The sequence below is a fragment of the Rhodopseudomonas palustris genome (assembly GCF_003591005.1).
Lineage (GTDB): Bacteria > Pseudomonadota > Alphaproteobacteria > Rhizobiales > Xanthobacteraceae > Rhodopseudomonas > Rhodopseudomonas palustris_K.
Genome location: NZ_QYYD01000016.1, coordinates 18843 through 37039 on the forward strand (window position 1 = coordinate 18843; position 18197 = coordinate 37039).

Consider the following 18197-nt stretch of genomic DNA (forward strand, 5'->3'; position numbering starts at 1 on the left):
CCCCCTCGCGGTCATTCCGGGGCGCCGCGCAGCGCGACCCCGGAATCTCGCGGTGTTGCTACCGCCTAACGCCACAACTTCTGAAGTCCGGGTTCGCTCGCAAGGGCGAGCGCCCCCGAATGACGTGCGCGCGGAAGCGTTATCCGCCGCGAGTTGACCAGCGGTTGAATTCCTTCGACAAGCGGCAGATGCACCGCCCGCCCGACCATCGCGAGACCAGACGGACCACGGACGGCCAACACGCCCGCCTGCCCGGCTGGCTTCGCCGCATCGGCATTCGCCAGGTCCGGATGTTCACCGGGCTGGTGATGTTCGCCTATTTGCTCAGCCATTTCCTCAATCATGCGCTGGGCAACATCTCGCCCGAAGCACTCGAGGCCGGGGTGCTGTGGCATCTCGAAATCTGGCAGTTCCTGCCGGTGGCGATCCTGTTCTACGGTTCGGTGACGATCCACGCCGGGCTAGGTCTGTGGGCGCTGTATCAGCGCCGGCAGTTCCGCTGGCGGACGATCGAGCCTCTGCAGCTGGTGCTCGGGCTCAGCGTGCCGCTGCTGATCTACAGCCATGTGATCGGGCTGCGGCTCAGCAACGTGCTGTATGGCATCGACAAGCTGTATCCGCAGGTGCTGTACGCCTATTGGGTCGCGTCGCCGTCCTACCGGATCTGGCTGATGGTGACGGTGATGCTGGTGGCATGGGTCCACGGCTGCATCGGGCTGGCGCTGTGGCTGCGGATTAAACCGGCCTTCCGCAAGGCCATGCCTTGGCTGCTTGTGCTCGCGGTACTGATCCCGACGCTGGCGCTGCTCGGCTTCTATGAAGGCGGCCGCGACGTCATCCGCGTCGCCACCGATCCGGCCTGGCAGGACGCCAATCTGTCGATCAAGCAGATGGGCACGCTGCATCAGCAGCAAACGCTCGATTGGATCGGCGACGCCTTCGTGCTCGGTTATCTCGGCCTGATTGCGCTGGCGTTGATTGCCCGCGCCATCCGCGGGCTGATCGAACGCCGCGGCGGCATGATCCGGCTGACCTACGGGGGGGACCGCACGGTGCGCGTGCCCAAAGGCATGAGCGTGCTCGAAGCCAGCCTGCGCCACAACATTCCGCACGCCAGCGTCTGCGGCGGCCGCGCGCGCTGCTCGACCTGCCGCATCCGCGTGATCGGCGACGTCGCCGAGCTGCCGCCGCCGACCAGCCGCGAGGCCTTCGTACTCGGCAGCGTCGGGGCCGCCGACGACCCGACCATCCGGCTCGCCTGCCAGCTGCGGCCGACCCATGACCTCACCTTCCTGCCGGTGTTTCCGCCGCGCAACGTGGCGGCGGCGCGGCAGGCGGCGCGCGCGTCACGGATCGGCGACGAGCGCTATCTGGTCAGCATGTTCGTCGACCTGCGCGGCTCGACACAACTCGCCGAGACGCGGCTGCCGTTCGACACCGTGTTCATCGTCAACCGCTTCCTCGGCGCGGTGTCGCGCGCGGTGATCGCCTGCGGCGGCCAGCCCAATCAGTTCGTCGGCGACGGTGTGCTGGCTTTGTTCGGGCTCAGCGACACGCCCCGCGAGGCTTGTCGAAACGCCATCCGCGCCGCGGCCGCGGTCGCCGCATCGGTCGACGAATTGAACGAGCTGATCGGCCACGATCTCGGCGAGCCGATCCGCTTCGGTGTCGGCATCCATGGCGGCGTCGCGATCCTCGGCGAGATCGGCTATCGCGACCACATGGTCTTTACCGCGCTCGGCGACTCCGTCAACGTCGCCGCGCGGCTGCAGGACATGACCAAAACGCTCGGCTGCGAGACGCTGCTGTCCGACGAGACCCGGGCCACCGCCGGCATCGCTGCCGACCTGCTACCAACCCAGCAGGCCGAACTCCGCGGCCGCGCCGAGCCGATGCTGGTCTGCCCGATCGCTCAGTCTCGCGATCTGGCCACCGCACTGGATCGCAGCGAGGCGATGCTGGCGTAGCAAGTCGGCTGACTCGTCCGCCACCGCCTCGTCATGACCGGGCTTGTCCCGCCTGCGCAACCGAAGCCGCTTCGGCGCGGCGAAGGCCCGGCCATCCACGCCTTTTCCTATCTTCTGCTGCAAGGCATGGATGTCCGGCACAAGGCCGGGCATGACGCGTGGATAGAAAAGCGCCCGATGAAGAGCGGGTGTGGAGCGCCGCAGAAAACTCTGCGGGCGGTGTGAACCCAGCTGATTCTTGTTGCGACGAAGGTGCGATGGGCAGGATCTGAAGGCCAGATCCTACTGACGCTGACAGGCTGGAACTAACAACCGCGCCTCGTGCGCAATGAGGAGTACGACCATGTTTCGCAAGCTCGCACTCGGACTGATCGCCGCCGCTTCGCTCGGTGTCGCTGCGCTCGCCCCCACCGCCGCCTCCGCCGGTGGCGGCTGGGGCTGGCATCCGCACCACCATCATCACTGGCACGGCGGTCCTACGCTCGGTATCGGCTTCGTCGGCTATGGCGGCGGCAGCTGCTACGTCACACGCCGCGTTCCGACGCCGCACGGCTGGCGCTGGCGCACTTTCAACATCTGCTACTAAGTCATTCGTTTCACGACTAACGGGGCTGCAATCCCGGTCGCCAGCGCGGCCGGGATTGCAGCCGCGTTGCTTTCCGCCGCTCAGTCGAGCTTGACCCACTGATCGACCGGCATCACTTCCGGCGTCTGCGCGTAGGCGCGGGTCCACATGTCGACGACCCATTCGGCGCCGGTGGCTCGTTCGACCAGCACGGCGGTGTTGTGCGGCGTTTGCAGCACCAGGACGTTGCCGCGATATTTCGGGTCGCCGACACTGTGATACTTCAGCAGGCCCCATTCCTGCATCACCAGCAACAGGCTGGTGGTGTTGCGGGTGGTGTCCCAGCAATCGTAATTGTGCTTGTCGTCGAAGTAACGGAAGTCGGCACGGGCGATCCGCTTGTCGGTGCCGAGCACCGGGCCGAGCCTGCGATCGAGCCACACCACCGCGATTTGTACCGCCTTGCGCTCCGCTGCCGCGGAGGCCTTACCCGCCGCCATGATCCGCGTCAGCGCCGCGCGATCGCCGGGGCCGAACGCGAGCTCGTGACGGCGGCGGCAGACAAAGCCGTAGCACACCGTCATGCCCGACGCCGTCGGCGGATTGATCGACACCGACGTGTAGAGCTGCGCCACCTGCGGGCTGAGCTGATCGGCTTGCGCCGGCACCAGCATCTCGCCGAGCGCGATGCCCGCCGCCAGCATCGCGACGAGGCTGCGCCTCGCCTTCCAGCCGAATCTTTCTGCCCGCATCCTGTTCTCAGCCCTGTCGAAAACCAGCCAAACGCTAGCGTGGCAGACGTGCGGTGCCAATATGGAAGGAAGATGCCACCCGATTTGCTGCACAGGCTGATGCGGGCGGCACACACCCGACGAGGACCGCCATGGCGCCCGATCTGCCGTCTCCCGCTTTTACGGCGCCCTACGCCCCGGACGACGCGGCGCTCGCGGCCGGGCTGCTGTGCGCCGCTCCGCAGACTTCGGGCGCGGCGCGGATCGACGCCACCGCGACCAGTCTGATCGCGGCGATCCGCGCCGGTGATCGGCTCGGCAGCGTCGAGGCGATGCTGCGCGAATACGCGCTGTCGACCAAGGAAGGGCTGGCGCTGATGGTGCTGGCCGAGGCCTTGCTGCGCATCCCCGACAGTGCGACCACCGACGCCTTCATCGAGGACAAACTCGGCCAGGGCGATTTCGCTCATCACCGCGTCCAGTCGGATGCCTTGCTGGTGAACGCATCGGCGTGGGCGCTCGGCCTGTCGGCGCGCGTCGTTCACACCGGCGAGACTCCGCAAGGCACGCTCGCCGGCCTCGCCAAGCGCATCGGCGCGCCGGCGGTGCGCGCGGCGACGCGGCAGGCGATGCGGCTGATCGGCAATCACTTCGTCCTCGGCGAGACCATCGAGGCGGCGCTCGGCCGCGCCAAATCGCAGGAGAGCGACGGCGTGCGCTACTCCTACGACATGCTCGGCGAAGGCGCGCGCAGCCGCGACGACGCCGACCGCCATTTCGACTCTTACGCCCACGCCATCGCGGCGATCGGAACCGCAGCCGGCAACGCGGCGCTGCCGGCGCGGCCCGGCATCTCGGTGAAGTTGTCGGCGCTTCACCCGCGCTTCGACGCCGTCAGCCGCGACCGGGTGATGCGCGAACTCGTGCCACGTCTGATCGAGCTGGCGCGACAGGCGAAGTCCTACGACCTCGCGTTTACGGTCGATGCCGAAGAGGCAGACCGGCTCGAGCTATCGCTCGACGTGTTTGCCGCGGGTCTGCCCGATCCGTCGCTCGCCGGCTGGGACGGCTATGGCCTTGCGGTGCAAGCCTATCAGAAACGCGCGGCGGCAGTGATCGATCATGTCGCGGAACTGGCACAGCGTTTCGATCGGCGGCTGATGCTGCGGCTGGTGAAGGGCGCCTATTGGGACACCGAGATCAAGCGCGCGCAGGAGCGTGGGCTCGATGGCTATCCGGTGTTTACCCGCAAGGCGATGACCGACCTCAACTATGTGCATTGCGCGCAGAAGCTGCTGGGGCTGCGGCCGCGGATCTTTCCGCAATTCGCCAGCCACAACGCCCTGACGGTCGCGACCGTCCTCGAGCTCGCCGGTGATACTGAAGGCTACGAGTTTCAACGGCTGCACGGCATGGGTGACGCGCTGTATGCGCGGCTGCTCGCCGATCATCCCGGGCTCGCCTGCCGGATCTACGCGCCGGTCGGCGGTCACCGCGATCTGCTCGCCTATCTGGTGCGACGGCTGCTGGAGAACGGCGCCAATTCGTCCTTCGTGGCGCAGGCCGGTGACGACCGGGTGGAGATCGCCGAGTTGCTGCGACGCCCGGAAGCCATCATCGGCACGCCAGCACAGGCGCGCAGCGAGCGCATCCCGCTGCCGCGCGATATGTATCAGCCTCGGCGCATCAATTCGCGCGGCGTCGAGTTCGGTGACCGCACATCGCTGCAAACGTTGCTCGCCGCAATCGAGGCTGCGCGGCGGCCCCTGCCAACGCTGCCATCCGGCACGCCGGAGAAGGCCGCAGGGGCGATCGCTGCGGCTCGTGATGGCTTCGCAAGCTGGAGCCATATGACGGCCGAGCTCCGCGCCGCCGCGCTGGAACGTGCCGGCGATCTGCTGGAGCAGCGCCGCGCCGCCTTCATCGCGCGGCTGCAGGACGAAGGCGGCAAGACGCTGGACGACTGCGTCGCCGAAGTGCGCGAGGCGATCGACTATTGCCGCTACTACGCGGCGGAGGGTCGGCGGCTGTTCAGCGACGGCATGGCCTTGCCCGGCCCCACCGGCGAGAGCAACACGCTGCGGCTGCGCGGCCGCGGAGTCTTCATCGCGATCAGCCCGTGGAATTTTCCGCTGGCGATTTTCCTTGGCCAGGTGACTGCGGCGCTGATGGCCGGCAACACCGTGGTGGCCAAGCCGGCGGAGCAGACGCCGGCGATCGCCGATGCCGCCGTGACGCTGTTGCACGAAGCCGGCGTGCCGCGCGACGCGCTGCAATTGGTGCAAGGCGACGGCGCGGTCGGCGCGGCGCTGGTGCAGAGCCTCGATATCGCCGGGGTGGTGTTCACCGGCTCGACCGAGGTGGCGCGCGCGATCAACCGGGCGCTCGCCGCCAAGGATGGACCGATCGTGCCGCTGATCGCCGAGACTGGCGGCATCAACACCATGATCGTCGACGCCACCGCGCTGCCCGAGCAGGTCGCCGACGATGTCGTGGCCTCGGCGTTCCGCTCCGCCGGCCAGCGCTGTTCGGCACTGCGGCTGCTGTTCGTGCAGGACGACGTCGCCGACAGGATGATCGCGCTGATCGCCGGCAGTGCGCGCGAACTGCAGCTCGGCGACCCGCGCGATCCGGCAACGCATGTCGGCCCCGTGATCGATGCGGAGGCGAAGACCAGGCTCGATGCGCATATCGCGCGGCTGCGGCGCAAAGCAAGGTTGCACTTCGCCGGTGAGACGCCCAGCGCTGGCAACTACGTGGCGCCCCACATCTTCGAACTGCGCAGTGCGGCGGAACTAACCGAGGAAGTATTCGGCCCGGTCCTGCACGTGGTGCGCTACCAGGCTTCGGAACTCGGCGCCGTGCTCGACCAGATCGCGGCGAGCGGCTACGCGCTGACGCTCGGCGTGCAATCGCGGATCGACGACACCGTGGCGCGCATCATCGCGCGGCTGCCGGTCGGCAATGTCTACGTCAACCGCAACATCATCGGAGCGGTCGTCGGCGTGCAGCCGTTCGGCGGCTCCGGCCTGTCGGGCACCGGACCAAAGGCCGGCGGCCCGCATTATCTGCCGCGCTTCGCGCTGGAACAGACGGTGTCGATCAACACCGCCGCCGCCGGCGGCAACGCCGCGCTGCTGGCTGGCGAGGAGTGAAGTCATCCCGAATGCCATCCATGCTGGCCGTATTGTTGCATCACGCGGCGAAGCCGGGTCATATGCGAGGGAACGTCCGGCGCGTTGCGGCGCGAATTCCGGGCGACGAAAACCAAGAAACTCAGGGAGCGACGCAGCATGGATGACGGCATCTTCAAGGGTCTCAAGGTGCTGGACTGCGCCAGTTTCATTGCGGCGCCCGCGGCTGCGACCGTGCTGTCGGACTTTGGCGCCGACGTCATCAAGATCGAACCGCCGGGCGCCGGTGATCCTTATCGCAATTTGCCGAACCTGCCGGGCTATCCGCGAAGCGAGCACAACTACGCGTGGATGCTGGAGGCCCGCAACAAGCGCAGCCTCGCGCTCGACCTCGCCAAGCCCGAGGGCAAGGAGGTGCTGCGCCGGCTGGTCGCCGAGGCCGACGTGTTCATCACCAACTTCCCGCCGCCGGTGCGGGCGCGGCTTGGTATCACTTACGCGGATCTGGCGCCGCTCAACGAGCGGCTGATCTATGCGAGCTTCACCGGCTACGGCGAGCGCGGCGCGGAGGCCGACAAGCCGGGCTTCGACAGCAACGCCTGGTGGGCGCGCTCCGGGCTGATGGATCTGGTCCGTGCCGACGAAGACTCGACCCCGGCGCGCTCGGTCGCCGGCATGGGCGATCATCCCTGCGCGATGGCGCTGTACGGCGCGATCGTCACGGCGCTGTACAAACGCGAGCGCAGCGGCAAAGGCAGCGAGGTGAAGTCCAACCTGATGGCCAACGGCATCTGGTCGTCGAGCGTGCTGGCGCAGGCCAAGCTGGTCGGCGCCGAGTTTCAGGAGCGACGGCCGCGCGAGCGTGCGCTCAACGCCGTGGCCAATCACTATCGCTGCCGCGACGGCCGCTGGCTGATCCTGTCGCTGCTCAACGAAGAGAAGCAGTGGCCGGCGCTGATGCGCTGCCTCGGCCGCGAGGATCTCACCGACGATCCGCGCTTCGCCACCAAACCCGACCGTCACGCCCGTTCGGTCGAACTGATCGCGATCTTCGACGAAATCTTCGCCACGCGCGACCTCGCTGACTGGCGCAAGGCACTCGACGGCAACGGCCTGGTGTTCGGCGTCGTCGGCATTCTCGACGACATTCCGGGCGATCAGCAGATGATCGAGAACGAGGTCCTGGTGCCGTTCGAGAACAACACGATCATGACCATCAACAGCCCGATCTGGGTCGAGGGCAGTGCCAAGACTCAGCCGAGGTTGCCGCCGGCACTCGGCGAGCACAGCGACGAAGTGCTGCGCAGCGCCGGCTATGACGACGCCGCGATCAAAGCGCTGCGCGCGTCGGGCGCGGTAGGGTAGTTCAGCGCAAGAACACCCAGCCGAACACCGCGAGCGCGATCACGATGGTGATGATGATCGCGAAGGTCGAGACGCGGACGGAGCTTGCGGTCTGCCGCGCGCTTTCGTTCTCGGCCATCTCGCGGTTGATCTGTTTGGTTTCTGGATCGGTCACCGGACGTCTCCTCGATCACGTCGCCCGGATCAGCGCGGCGCGACGAAGCACATGCCGATCGGAAATGCCGGCGCGCCGCCCGCCGGCTGACAGCTCAACCCAGCCGCGCAGGTCCAGTTCCGGAAGCTCGGATCGACCTCGCCGGCATGAGGCAAACCACAGGCAGCGCCCCAGCCGCCGCGCGGCGCATCGTCGCCGACGATACCGCCGTGCAGTTCGGGCCGATCGGTGAAGCCGCGCGCGAAGTCGGGCGTGCGCCCGCCGGCGATCGCGGCGATGATCGCACCGCGGCGCTGCTGATCGGCGACGAAATGCGGCGATCCCGGCGCAGCGATGCCATGCGAGGGCTCGGCGGTCCAATCGGTGCCGGGGAAGTGGAAGCCGCCGATGCCATTGGTCTGATGACAGCCCGAGCAGGTGATATCATTGAGCCGGCGTTCGAAGCCGGCCGGCGAGTGGACGCTTTGCAGCGCGACGCCGCTCTCGGCGGCGCGTTGTAACGCCGCTACGATGTCCGCGTCGCTGATCAGCGGATCAGATGTCGCCGGACCGACGAGGCCGGCTGCGGGTCGCTGCGCTGCATGCGAGAATGCCGTCGGCGTCGCGGCAATGGCGTCGCGCGCCAGGTACATGTCGGGGATGATCAGCGTGCCGCCATCGAACGCGGCGAGTTGCTGCGGCTGCAGCAGCCAGTGCTTGAACGCTTGGCCGAGTTCGGGATCTGCGACCAGGCGATCGCGGTCGATCTGGTTTTCCATCGGCGCGGCCTGGTAGCGGCCGGTCGCCGGGTCGAAGCGAAACACCCTCATGAGATAGTCGGCGCGGAACTCGCCGGCGATGGCATCGCCCGCGGTCGCGATCTGCAGATTGATCTCGAGCCGGTCGATCGCGGCCGGGCCGAGCGGCGCCAGAGGCCCGTCCCCAGCGATCAGGCGGCGGGCGCGATCGGCGCCGGTCTGCGGCCATGCTGCGGCGGCGAGCCAGCGCTGCGCCACCTCGCGGCAACTGATTGCGCCGTCACCGCCGCGAGCGCGTAGCACCAGGTTGAGCGTCATCGGCAGCCGCTGGCTGCCGGCCGCGGCGGTGTGCACCGGGCGATAGATCAGCCGCACCTCGCCGCAGCTGTCGGCCGCCACATAGCCGCGGTCGAGGCGGCTAGCGATGCCGGCCAGCACGAAGCGGGCGGTCGGCGCTTTCAGCTTGTCGCGATCGACCACCGTCCAGCGCGCCGTCGCGGCCGCGTTGCGATAGCTTGCAACTGCGTCGTCGAGTGCAGCGGCCAGGCCGGCCATGGCGGGCAGCGCGAACAGGCGGTCGTTGCTGATCGGACTGGAGGATGACGCATCGAGCATCTGCCGCAAGCCGAAGCCGGGATGCGGCGAGCTCGGGTCGCGCTGTTCGCGAAGGTCGAGTTCGCGCAGCGTCAGCGCATCGGTGACTGCGAGGGCTTGCGGCGGCTCATCAGTCGCGCCCGCGACGAGCGGAACGACACTGCAGATCAACACGATCACGCTCAGCCAGGCTCGCACCGATGTGCTCCCAATCGGCGCTGGTCGCGCCGCCGGACAGCCTAAAACAAAACGGCGCGGCATGTCTGCCGCGCCGCGCCGTTTTGAAGTTTCGTGATGATCAGCGCGCGACGATTAGACCGCGGCTCGTCACCACCACCCAGCGTCCGTCCTGGCGCCGGATCGCGTCGACCCGGCCGAGGCCGGGCAGCGGGTCGCCCGCATAGACCTCGAAGGTGCCTTCGCGGCCGACCACCACCGCGCCGCCGTCATAGACGTCGCGCAGCACCCAGCCGTCCACCGTTGGCAAGCGGCTGACCTCGGCCGGCTTCGGCACCGGCTTGGGCGAGACCGTGCCGGTGATGTCCTGAGACGCGGACGCCACTTGGGTCGGCGCAGGGGCAGCCGGAGCCGGCGCCGGCTTGTCGGCCTGCGCGGTGCGCAGCTTCTCGACCGTCTCGGTCAGCCTGGCGATCTTCTGCGCCGGCTCCGCCTGGGCCTTCTCGATCTTTTCGAGCCGATCGGTGGCCTTGCCGATTTGCGCGCTGGTGGACTTGGCCGCCTGGTCGACGCTGGCCTTCAGCGCGGCGACTTCGGTTTGGAGCTTGGCGACCTGCTCGTCCAATGCGCGCGCCTGCGTCTGCGCTTTCGTGGCCGTCTCGCTGCTGCCGGGATGGAACAGGTTGGCGTTGGTGAAGGCGCCGCCGGCCGCGCCGGCGAAGGCCGCGAGCACCACCGCGACGGCGATCAACGCCAGCTGACGCTTGTTGTGCGACCGACCGGCGTCGGCCGGCTGATCAGGAGCTTCGACTTCGATCTCGTCGTCCCAATTGCGGTACCAATTCTCGTGGCGCGGCGGCGCCATGATGGTGACCTTGCCGAGGCGCTCGGCGTCCCGAGCTGCTGCGGCCTTGTCCTTGATGCGCTCGACCTGATTGGCCGCCGCGGCGGGCTGCTCATGCTGCTGCGCTGATGCGTCAGCGCCGCTCGCCTGCGCAGCCGCCTCGTGTTCGCCCTCGGCCGCAGCCGACGCGGACGACGCAATGCCGGCGCCAGCCTGGTCCTCGCTGATGGGCTCTTTGCGTTGCTCGTCCACGTCAAATCCTCCTTGTCCGCTTGACCATTCGGTAACTTTGATTACTTGCGAATTCGTTACTTCCGTCGATGCTTACCAAAATTTCAGGAATCACAGATTTCGGCAGGCAATGTGGCGCGCACGGGCCATTGCCGCGTGGCTTTGCGCCGCACGCCGTCCCGCGCTAGGACAGTCATCGAGCACGGCGCGCAAAGTCGCCGGCACAGGGGAGACGTCCATGAAGCTGTACGATTCGATCGGTCCCAATCCGCGCCTGGTGCGGATGTTCATCGCCGAGAAGGGCCTGACGATCCCGACCCAGACCATCGACATCCGCTCTGGCGAGAACCGCCAGCCCGAGCATCTGGCGCGCAATCCGCACGGGCAGACGCCGACATTGGAACTCGACGATGGCAGCTTTTTGTCGGAGATCACCGCCATCTGCGAATATCTCGAAGAGATCCACCCGTCGCCGCCGCTGATCGGATCGACGCCGAAGGAGCGCGGCGAGTGCCGGATGTGGACGCGGCGCATCGACCTGACGATCTGCGAGCCTTTGGCCAACGGCTTCCGCTTCAGCGAGGGACTTAAGATGTTCAAAGACCGTGTGCCGTGTTTTCCCGACGCGGCGCCGGGGCTCAAGCAGATGGCAGCCCATCGGCTGCAATGGCTAAATGCGCAGATGCAGGACCACGAATTCGTTTGCGGCTCGCGCTTCACGCTGGCCGATCTCATGCTGTTCAACTGGATCGAGTTCGGCGCGCAGGTGGGCCAGCCGCTCGACCCGAGCAACCGCGTGCTGGTGGACTGGCACAAGCGGATCGCGGCGAGGCCGTCAGCGAAGGCTTGACGTTCTCTGAGCGTCGGTGCGGCCTTCGCCGCCGATTAGGCAGGCCGGCTCAGGCGTCGGGCCACACCAACGAGCGATGCAGATTGGCGCCGGCCCAGGCGCCATCTGCGACTGCCAGCGACAGCGAATGCGGCACCCGCGCCGCATCACCGCAAGCGAACGCGCCGGGCACTGTGGTCTGCTTCGCGTCATTGGTCTTGATCTGCGTGCCGAACGGCGTGTCGTGAAGTTCGCAGCCCATCAACGTCGCGATCGGTGTCGCCGGCATGTTGTGCGACGTCGTGAAGATGCCGGCGAACGGCAGCTTGCGGCCATCTCGTAGAACGATGGCGGCGTGATCGGCAATCCGCGCGATCGGCGTCGGTTCGATCGCAACGCCGCGGGCTTCGAGATCGGCTCGTGCCGCGTCGTCGGGCGCGACCGCGCCGTTGGTAAACAGCGTCACCTCGCCCCACTCCGGAAGAAGCTGCGCCTGATGCAGCGACATCTGGCAGGTGGCGATCACCGCGATCCGGCCGCGGTCGAGCTCATAGCCGTGGCAGTAGGGGCAGAGGAACACGCTGACTCCCCACCGCTCTTGCAGCCCCTCGATAACCGGCAGCGTATCCGACACACCAGTGGCGAACAGCAGACGGCGCCCGCGATGCTGCGCGCCGTCCTGCACTGTCACGATGAAATCGTCCTTCTGCCCGGATGCCGTTTCGGCTCGGCCATCGATCCAGCTCAGCGTCCGGTAGGCTTCGAGCTGACGCCGTGCTGTCGCGGCGATCTCCGCCGGGTCGGCGCCGTCCTGCCCGAGAAACCCGTGTGAATGATGTGCGAAGCGATTACGGCGTTGACCGGCGTCGATCACCAGGACGTGGCGGCGGGCGCGGAGTAGTTGAAGGGCAGCGGCCATCCCGGCGTAGCTGCCGCCGATCACGATAACGTCGTGTTGCATATCGATTCCCTTAGCTACGGGCGCGGTGCGCCGCGTGACGCCGATTGAAGTCTGCCGACAGCCTGGCCAGCGTCACCTTGGCGAACCGATCGAGTAACAGCGCCTCGGCGTCGGCAAAGGCGCCGTCGAGTGCGGCATTCACCGCCAGTTCGACCAGACAGCCGGGGTTCTCGTTGCGATTGCCGATCGCGAAAATCGAAGGCTCACCGAGCGCCTCGTGCAAGTCGCGCAAGGTGACGGCCTCGAGGTCAGCAGCAATCGTCCAGCCGCCAGACGGGCCACGCTCCGAGGTCACCAGTCCGGCGTCGCGGAGTAATCCCATCGTCCGCCGCACCACCACCGGATTGGTGCACATGCAGGCAGCCAGTTGTTCAGAGGTCATCGGCTCGTTCTGCTCGGCCATATGCAGCAGAGCGTGGAGCACGGACGACAGGCGGCTGTCTCGCTTCATGTAACTTCGTTTATTACGATTTACCCAACCACGCAAGCGCTCTGTCGGACAGCACGCACAAACCATGGCATGTCGTTTGCTTCGTGTGCTGCGTTACTTGATGAATCAGATGCGATTGCAGGCGAGTTCACACATGCTCGGCATTCCACGCAGGTACAGTCACTTCGTCTATGCGGTCCTGCAATCGGGGATCACCACGTCGATCGCTTCAATGATCGCCAGCGTACCATTCATTGGCGATCACACATTCTTGGAGCATTGGATCGGCGCTTGGGGCGCCTCCTGGATGGTGATGCTTCCCGTCGTGATCTTCGCTGCGCCGTTGCTGCGACGTTTGACGCTGGTTCTGACGACCGAGGACTGATCAGTTGAATGAGGTCGGAAGAGGCAGACGCCTTCGAGTTCCTCACCTGACTCAAAACTCAGGCCGAATTCTCAGCCACATTTTATAATCGATTAGTTTGTCCCAATTCCCGTCATGGCCGGGCTTGTCCCGGCATGACCCGTGGAACGAAAGTGCTTACCTCAAAGGGCGCATCTCCGGTTGGGCTCTCAGAATGAGGCCACGGTGCTTTCAGAAAACACCGGATGTTTCGAATGAGGAAAGAACTTCCCCCGCCGTCCGTCGGTCACACCACTACAGGCGCATCAGGCAGCTCATTCGTGCCGGTACCGTCATTGGGAAAATGCGTGGCCAGATGCGCGGTGATCAGCTCGATGCCGCGCAGCACGCCGGCCTCGAATTGCCCCTCACGGAAGGCGCTCTCCATCTCGCGGCAGATGTCTTCCCAGGTGCCGTCGCCGACGCGCACGTAAATGCCGCGGTCGGCGATGATTTCGACGTCGCGGTCGGCCAGCAGCACGTAGATCAGGATGCCGTTGTTGTGCTCGGTGTCCCAGATGCGGAGCTGCGAGAAGATGTCGAGCGCGCGCTCGCGCGCCGGCTGATCTCGGAACAGCGGCGCGTTGTCGAGCGCGCCTTCGACGACGAAGCGGATCTGCCCGACGTGCTGCGCCTCGCTGGCCTTGATGGCGCGCTCGATGGCGTCGAGCGAACTCGGCGGAAACGCACGCGCGACCTTGCCGCGGCTGCTGAAGAGATGCTTGCCGATGCGCCGGATGCCCATCCTCGCCTCCCCGCTCACCAGCTGCCGGAGGCGCCGCCGCCTCCGAAGCTGCCACCGCCGCCGCTGAAGCCGCCGCTGCTCGATCCGCCGGACCACGACGAGCCGCCGCTACCGCCCGACCAGACGCCGCCGCCACGCCGCCCGGAGGTCATCATCGGTCCGCCGAACAGGTCGATAAACAGCGCGAATAGGAATGCGGCAAAGCCGGCGACCAGTGCAAGATACCAGGCGAGCCCGAACACCAAGGCGACGATGCCAACCACAATGCCCGTCACGCCGGACGCCGCCGCGCGGCCCAGCGCGGCCTTCAGGATTCCATTGACCACGAACGAGCCGAACAGCAGCGGGATCGCCCAGCCGGAGATCTGATCGAATGATTCCGGTCCCGACCATTCGTGCTGCGGCTCCGGCTTCGGCAGCGGCTCGCCATCGATCACGCTCATCATCCGGTCGACGCCGGCCTCAATGCCGCCTGCGAAATCGCCGGTCTTGAATTTCGGCGTGATGATCTCGTCGATGATACGCTTGGCGGTGACGTCCGGCAGCGCGCCTTCAAGGCCGTAGCCGACCTCGATGCGCAGCTTGCGATCGTTCTTGGCGACCAGCAGGATGGCGCCGTCGTCGACCTTCTTGCGGCCGATCTTCCAGGCCTCGGCGACGCGGATCGAATACTGCTCGATCGCCTCAGGCTGCGTCGTCGGCACGATCAGCACCGCGATCTGGCTGCCCTTTCGGTCCTCGAACGCCTTCAGCTTCTGGTCGAGCCGCGCGATCGCGTCGCTGCTCAGCGTACCGGTTTGATCGACGACGCGGCCGGACAGCGCCGGCATCGCGACGTCGGCATGCACGAAAGGCGCTGCTGCCGCCATGACGAAGCACAGCAGCAGCGCAATCACGGACGCCCGCACGGCGCTCATCGCCTCCCTTCCGTGCTTACTTCGCCGGGGCTGGTGTCGGCGCCGGCGCCGCGTTGAAGTCGACCTTGGGGGCGGTCGAAATGTCCTTCTCGTTCTCCACCGTGAAGTTCGGCTTTTCCTTATAGCCGAACATCATCGCGGTGAAATTGGTCGGCACCGACCGCACCGTGACGTTGTAGGCCTGCACCGCCTTGATGTATCGGTTGCGCGCCACGGTGATGCGGTTCTCGGTGCCTTCGAGCTGCGCCATCAGGTTTTTGAACAGCTCGTCGGATTTGAGCTGCGGATAGTTTTCGGTGACGACCAGCAGCCGCGACAACGCGCTCGACAGCTCGCCCTGGGCCTGCTGGAACTTCTGGAAGGCGGCCGGATCGTTCAGCACTTCCGGCGTCGCCTGCACGCTGCCAACCTTGGCGCGGGCATTGGTGACGCCGATCAGAACGTCCTTCTCCTGCTGGGCGAAGCCCTTCACCGAGTTGACCAGGTTCGGAACCAGATCGGCGCGGCGCTGATACTGGTTGACCACCTCCGACCAGGTCGACTTGACCTCCTGGTCCTCGCTCTGAATGGCGTTGTAACCGCAATTGGTCAGGCTGAGCGTGGCGAGCGCCGCCAGCACCGTCAGAAACTTCCGCATCGATCTCTCCCCACGCGAACCCGCGCAGCATAGCATGCGCGGGGCAACCATTTGTCGGTCGTTGGACGGATATGGTTCTCAAGCCGTTCAAACCGACGCAACGCCTCGATCCGAATACCGTCATGGCCGGACTTGTTCCGGCCATCCACGCCTCGCCACAAGAAAAGACGTGGATGCCCGCGACAAGCGCGGGCATGACGTGGCGAGACGGTGCCTTAAGCCGCCTGCGCGGCCTTGGCGTCCTGGATCGCGCGCCACACCTTCTCGGGCGTCAGCGGAGTGTTGAGCGCGGTGACGCCGAGCGGGGCCAGCGCGTCGAGCACGCCGCTGACGATGCAGGGCGGACCGCCGATCGCGCCGGATTCGCCGCAGCCCTTGGCGCCGAGCGGATTGGTCCGGCACGGCGCCGAGGGATCGAGCGTGACGGTGATCGGCGGCAGATTGTCGGCGCGCGGGATGCAGTAGTCCTGATAGCTCGCCGTCAGCAGCTGACCATCCGGATTGTAGGCGGCGCTCTCATACAGCGCCTGGCCGACGCCCTGGGCGACGCCGCCGTGGATCTGGCCGGCGACCAGCATTGGATTGACCGCGTTGCCGACGTCGTCGACCGTGGTGTAGCGCACCACGCGCGACACGCCCGTCTCCGGATCGACCTCGATCTCGCAGATATGCGCGCCGTTCGGCCAGCTCGGACCATCGACTTCGCCGGTGGTATCGACGCTGAGACGGGCGCCCTTCTCCTTGGCGGCGATTTCGAACAGGCTGATCTTGCGATCGGTGCCGGCGATGGTCAGCGTGCCGCCGCTATATTCGATGTCCTCGATCGAGGCTTCGAGGATGTTGGCGGCCTTCTCGCGCGCCTTGGCGATCATGTCGACGGTCGACACCGCGACCGCAGTGCCGCCGACGAACAGCGAGCGCGAGCCGACGCTGCCGAAGCCCTGCGCCAGATCGGTGTTGCCCTGCACCACATCGATCTTGTCGATCGGGATGTCGAGCGCCTCGGCGATCATCTGCGAGTAGGTGGTCTCGAGCCCCTGCCCCATCGCCTGAGTGGCCGAATGCAGCACGATGCGGCCTTCGGCCGTGGCGTGCAGCTTGACGTTCTCGGTATGGGCGCGGCCGCCGGTCCACTCGATGTAGCTGGTAACGCCGCGGCCATACAGCAGGCCCTTCTTCTGCGCTTCCTTCTTGCGCGCCTTGAAGCCGTCCCAGTCGGACAATTCGGCGGCGCGCTCCATCATGTGGGCGAAGGCGCCGGAATCGTACACCTGGCCGACCGCGTTGGTGTAGGGCAGTTGCTGCGGCTTGATGTAGTTGGCCTTGCGGATCGCGCGCGGGTCGATCTTCAGCTGGCGCGCCGCGGCGTCCATCAGCCGCTCGATGATGTACACCGCTTCGGGGCGACCGGCGCCGCGATAGGCGCCGACCGGCGCGGTGTGGGTCATCACCGCCTTGATGTCGAAATGCACCAGCGGCAGGTCGTACACGCCGGTCTGCACGAACGGGCCGAGCACCAGCGGGATGATCACGCCGGCGCCGGCCAGATACGCGCCGGTGCCACCGATCGACGTGACCCGATAGGCCAGCACCTTGCCCTTGGCGTCGAGTGCGATCGACGCGGTCGAGGTCAGGTCGCGGCCATGGGTGCCGCCGACGAATTCGTCGGTGCGATCGCCGCGCCAGCGGATCTTCTTGCCGAGCTTGACCGCCGCATAGGCGACCAGCGCGTCTTCAGGATAAACGCCGGTCTTCATGCCGAAGCCGCCGCCGATGTCGCCGACCAGCACCTGGATCGACTCCTTCGGCCGCTTCAGGATGGCGTCGGCGAGCGCGTCGCGGGTCTGCGCCGGGGTCTGCGACTGCACCTGCAGGATCAGCCGGCCGGTCTTCTTCTCGATCTCCGCAATCGTGGCGCGCGGCTCCATCGCCGATGGGATCAGGCGCTGGCTGACGATGTCGAGCGACACGGTGTGAGCGGCCTTGGCGAACGCCTCGTCGACCTTGGCGGCGTCGCCATAGCTCATTGCCGCGACGATGTTGTCCGGCGCAGTGTCGTACACCACCGGCGCACCGGGCTGAATCGCCGCGGTCGGATCGGTCACCGCGGGCAGCTCCTTATAGTCGACCACCAGGGCTTCGACCGCCGCCTGCGCGGCGTCGCGCGAACTCGCGATCACGGCCGCCACCGGCTCGCCGACGAAGCGGACCTTCTCGTGCGCCAGCAGCCGGCGCGGCGGCAGCGCCATCGGCGAGCCGTCCGGGCGCTTGAAGATCGGCAGAGTCGGAATGGTGCCGATGTCGTCGGCAATGAGGTCGGCCCCGGTCAGCACCGCCTCGACGCCCGGCATCGCCTTGGCGGCCTCGGCGTCGATCGACGCGATCTCGGCATGGGCGTGCGGCGACCGCATGATCACCAGCCACAACGCGCCGTCGGCGGGCTTGTCGTCGAGATAGCCGCCGTGCCCGGTGACCAGACGCTGATCCTCGAGACGCTTGACGGGCTGGCCCGCGCCGAACCGCATGGAGCCGGGAAGAATGTTCATGCCGCATCCTTATGTTGCTTGCTTGGCAAGCGTTTTAGCGGAGATCGCGGCGGTACGCCAAGAGGGGGCTGAACCTCTCTCCGCTCGCGGGGAGAGGTCGACCGGCGAAGCCGGTCGGGTGAGGGCATGGCACGCCATGCCATTGACGCTCGACCTCGCGGAGAGGCCGGCCCCTCACCCATCCCTCTCCCCGCAACAGCGGGGCGAGGGAGCCGGCTGTGCTGGGGTAA

At 66.8% G+C, this 18197-nt stretch carries 16 protein-coding genes; 6 read left to right on the forward strand and 10 right to left on the reverse strand.

The features are described from left to right. Positions 1 to 188 precede the first annotated feature (188 nt). Positions 189 to 1967 (forward strand): adenylate/guanylate cyclase domain-containing protein, encoded by a 1779-nt coding sequence (locus tag D4Q52_RS16005; RefSeq protein WP_119857669.1) that lies wholly within the window; start codon positions 189 to 191, stop codon positions 1965 to 1967. Positions 1968 to 2310: 343 nt separating this feature from the next. Beyond that, a complete protein-coding gene (locus tag D4Q52_RS16015; protein ID WP_119857569.1) occupies positions 2311 to 2553 on the forward strand; it encodes a hypothetical protein in 243 nt (80 codons plus the stop codon). Positions 2554 to 2633: 80 nt separating this feature from the next. On the opposite strand, the gene D4Q52_RS16020 is transcribed toward D4Q52_RS16015, so the two are convergent. Then, entirely contained in the window at positions 2634 to 3284 is a 651-nt protein-coding gene (locus D4Q52_RS16020; protein ID WP_119857570.1) for a hypothetical protein, read from the reverse strand. Positions 3285 to 3415: 131 nt separating this feature from the next. Between D4Q52_RS16020 and putA the strand changes: the two genes are divergently transcribed. Together putA and D4Q52_RS16030 are read left to right on the forward strand one after the other, a co-directional pair. Further along, positions 3416 to 6418 carry a bifunctional proline dehydrogenase/L-glutamate gamma-semialdehyde dehydrogenase PutA gene (gene putA / locus D4Q52_RS16025; RefSeq protein ID WP_119857571.1) on the forward strand — a complete coding sequence of 1001 codons (3003 nt, stop codon included), beginning with the start codon at positions 3416 to 3418 and terminating at the stop codon, positions 6416 to 6418. Between the two features lie 138 nt (positions 6419 to 6556). Continuing rightward, on the forward strand, positions 6557 to 7762 hold the full coding sequence (locus D4Q52_RS16030; RefSeq protein ID WP_119857572.1) for a CaiB/BaiF CoA transferase family protein: 1206 nt from the start codon (positions 6557 to 6559) through the stop codon (positions 7760 to 7762). Between the two features lies 1 nt (position 7763). Here D4Q52_RS16030 and D4Q52_RS26530 read toward each other — a convergent pair whose 3' ends face one another. The 3 genes from D4Q52_RS26530 to D4Q52_RS16040 all read right to left on the reverse strand — a co-directional run bounded on the left by D4Q52_RS26530 (position 7764) and on the right by D4Q52_RS16040 (position 10520). Continuing rightward, complete coding sequence (locus tag D4Q52_RS26530; protein WP_182915338.1) at positions 7764 to 7916, reverse strand: hypothetical protein; 153 nt, start codon at positions 7914 to 7916, stop codon at positions 7764 to 7766. Between the two features lie 29 nt (positions 7917 to 7945). Next, complete coding sequence (locus D4Q52_RS16035; RefSeq protein WP_119857573.1) at positions 7946 to 9445, reverse strand: hypothetical protein; 1500 nt, start codon at positions 9443 to 9445, stop codon at positions 7946 to 7948. Between the two features lie 100 nt (positions 9446 to 9545). Next, entirely contained in the window at positions 9546 to 10520 is a 975-nt protein-coding gene (locus D4Q52_RS16040; RefSeq protein WP_119857574.1) for a hypothetical protein, read from the reverse strand. Between the two features lie 217 nt (positions 10521 to 10737). Here D4Q52_RS16040 and D4Q52_RS16045 point away from each other — a divergent pair, with 217 nt between their 5' ends. Then, a complete protein-coding gene (locus tag D4Q52_RS16045; protein WP_119857575.1) occupies positions 10738 to 11349 on the forward strand; it encodes a glutathione S-transferase family protein in 612 nt (203 codons plus the stop codon). Positions 11350 to 11398: 49 nt separating this feature from the next. Here the strand turns inward: D4Q52_RS16045 and D4Q52_RS16050 are convergent, their stop codons facing one another. Both D4Q52_RS16050 and D4Q52_RS16055 read right to left on the reverse strand, forming a co-directional pair. Continuing rightward, positions 11399 to 12289 carry an NAD(P)/FAD-dependent oxidoreductase gene (locus D4Q52_RS16050; protein ID WP_119857576.1) on the reverse strand — a complete coding sequence of 297 codons (891 nt, stop codon included), beginning with the start codon at positions 12287 to 12289 and terminating at the stop codon, positions 11399 to 11401. A 10-nt stretch (positions 12290 to 12299) separates the two neighbouring features. Further along, positions 12300 to 12740, reverse strand: a complete 441-nt coding sequence (locus tag D4Q52_RS16055) for an RrF2 family transcriptional regulator (protein WP_119857577.1) — start codon at positions 12738 to 12740, stop codon at positions 12300 to 12302. Positions 12741 to 12873: 133 nt separating this feature from the next. On the opposite strand from D4Q52_RS16055, the gene D4Q52_RS16060 reads away from it, so the two are divergent. Further along, positions 12874 to 13104: a DUF2798 domain-containing protein gene (locus D4Q52_RS16060; RefSeq protein ID WP_119857578.1), complete on the forward strand. Its 231-nt coding sequence runs from the start codon at positions 12874 to 12876 to the stop codon at positions 13102 to 13104. Positions 13105 to 13369: 265 nt separating this feature from the next. Here the strand turns inward: D4Q52_RS16060 and D4Q52_RS16065 are convergent, their stop codons facing one another. The 4 genes from D4Q52_RS16065 to D4Q52_RS16080 all read right to left on the reverse strand — a co-directional run bounded on the left by D4Q52_RS16065 (position 13370) and on the right by D4Q52_RS16080 (position 17967). Continuing rightward, entirely contained in the window at positions 13370 to 13867 is a 498-nt protein-coding gene (locus D4Q52_RS16065) for a TPM domain-containing protein (RefSeq protein ID WP_119857579.1), read from the reverse strand. Between the two features lie 14 nt (positions 13868 to 13881). Then, positions 13882 to 14784: a TPM domain-containing protein gene (locus tag D4Q52_RS16070; RefSeq protein ID WP_119857580.1), complete on the reverse strand. Its 903-nt coding sequence runs from the start codon at positions 14782 to 14784 to the stop codon at positions 13882 to 13884. 16 nt (positions 14785 to 14800) lie between these two features. Next, entirely contained in the window at positions 14801 to 15421 is a 621-nt protein-coding gene (locus D4Q52_RS16075; RefSeq protein ID WP_119857581.1) for a LemA family protein, read from the reverse strand. Positions 15422 to 15636: 215 nt separating this feature from the next. Then, a complete protein-coding gene (locus D4Q52_RS16080) occupies positions 15637 to 17967 on the reverse strand; it encodes a xanthine dehydrogenase family protein molybdopterin-binding subunit (RefSeq protein WP_119857582.1) in 2331 nt (776 codons plus the stop codon). Between the last annotated feature and the right edge of the window lie 230 nt (positions 17968 to 18197).